1 protein-coding gene, 1 rRNA gene and 1 pseudogene are annotated in these 1,654 nt (G+C 44.5%); all 3 read left to right on the forward strand.

All coding sequences use genetic code 11. From position 1 onward, the window contains the following. Positions 1-81: 81 nt before the first annotated feature. Positions 82-196, forward strand: a 5S ribosomal RNA gene (gene rrf / locus A3751_RS16970). 477 nt (positions 197-673) lie between these two features. Continuing rightward, positions 674-1,291 carry a LysE family translocator gene (locus A3751_RS16975; RefSeq protein WP_068458162.1) on the forward strand — a complete coding sequence of 206 codons (618 nt, stop codon included), beginning with the start codon at positions 674-676 and terminating at the stop codon, positions 1,289-1,291. A gap of 21 nt (positions 1,292-1,312) precedes the next feature. Continuing rightward, positions 1,313-1,654, forward strand: a pseudogene (locus A3751_RS16980) (DNA alkylation response protein); the annotation flags it as partial.

Here is a 1,654-nt window from a genome sequence, read left to right on the forward strand (position 1 = left end):
GCGCTACTATCGCTTCCAATGTTAAAGACAACAGCAGAATTAAGTGTTGGTGATCAGTGATGGTCTTCAACCAGAGTTTTGCCTGACGACCATAGAGAACTGGAACCACCTGATCCCATCCCGAACTCAGAAGTGAAACGGTTCATCGCCGATGGTAGTGTGGGAGGTCCCATGTGAGAGTAGGTCATCGTCAGGCTTTAATCAGAAACCCCAGCAGACACCCTGCTGGGGTTTTTTTATGTCCTATAGTCAAGATATAACGCTTGGACGGATAAGGATGTACCTTTGTGCAAGAATCAGTGATCTACCGTATCTTATCGAGCGATAGAAGGGCGTCCCTTTGGTGTTCCAAACCGAAAATACGAAAGCTCTCTTCCTAAGAATTTTGTTGCACTTAGCAACGGCCCTTACAAGCTCCTTTTATTTGAAAAGCTCTCTTGCAGCCACATCAAACGCGCTTTGGCGGGCGATAACACCTAAAAAGTACATAGTATTTTGATTAAATCTGGAAAGGCTTCTCCATACTCAGTCCTATTAATTTCAAAAGCATGAATTGTTATACTCTTTTGAATCCAGACTTACCCTTTAAAATCCCCCTCATTCTTCAGAACTTTTAAAAAAGCGATCGGCTGCTTGGCTGCCGTTCTCGAAAGCGAAGTAGGCTTACTTTACGATGAATTATTTTGATTGGCTTTTATTGACCGCGACCTGTTTTCTTGGTGCGATGAGCCCGGGGCCGTCTCTGTTGTGTGTTATGCAGCATGCCTTCGATGACGGTCGGTTAGCCGGAGTCTCGGCTGCGATAGCTCATGCTTTTGGCGTACTTTTATGGGCTGTCTTTACCGTATTCGCGATGCACGGTTTGACTGAGTTTTTACCCAACTTCATGAGCTATATTTCGTTGATCGGCGCTGTGTTCCTGATCTATATCGGAGTTAAGTCCCTTAAGGCAAATAGCGCACCTCAAAACACGCCAAGTATCGAGCAGATAAAGTTCTCTGCCATTCGCGATGGGTTCAGCATTGCATTCCTTAACCCGAAGTTAGCGATCTTCTTCACGGCAATTTTTTCACAATTCTTAGTTTTTGATCCGTCGAGTCAAGCAAAAATTGCGATGACGCTAATCGCGTCTGCTGTTGATGGGTTGTGGTATATCATAGTTGCGTTTATTGTCACTAGCTCAGGCTTCAAAGCCACGCGTTTTGCGCGGTTAAAGCACGTAAATACGGCAGCCGGAGTTATCTTTATAACTTTGGGCCTTCAAGTCGTTTTTTATACAGCAATAAGTTAAGTAAGAAGGGTAGGGCATTTTATGACCGTTTTTGAACCAAGCAACCAGTACTGGGCAAAGACTCATCATGTTGAAAACTTACCTGAGCCACTGATCAACCATAATACTTATTCAAGCGATATCGCGCTAACGTCCATAGTCAAGACGCTTGCTCCCAATCTAAACACGGATGACCTGAATGTGCTTGGTGAAATATGTGGTTCAGAAAACGTGGTCGAACTTGGTTTTCAAGCAAACGTTGTTAAGCCCGAGCTTCACACACATGATCGATATGGCCATCGGGTGGATGAAATACGCTTTCATCCTGCTTATCACGAGCTCATGACTCTATCAATGAAGCATGGTATCCACTCATCCCATTGG

It is taken from the genome of Oleiphilus sp. HI0080, assembly GCF_001635135.1.

Bases quoted from the DNA above. Each gene is read 5' to 3' on its own strand.
- A3751_RS16975 (WP_068458162.1), top strand. From the start codon at position 674: ATGAATTATTTTGATTGGCTTTTATTGACCGCGACCTGTTTTCTTGGT.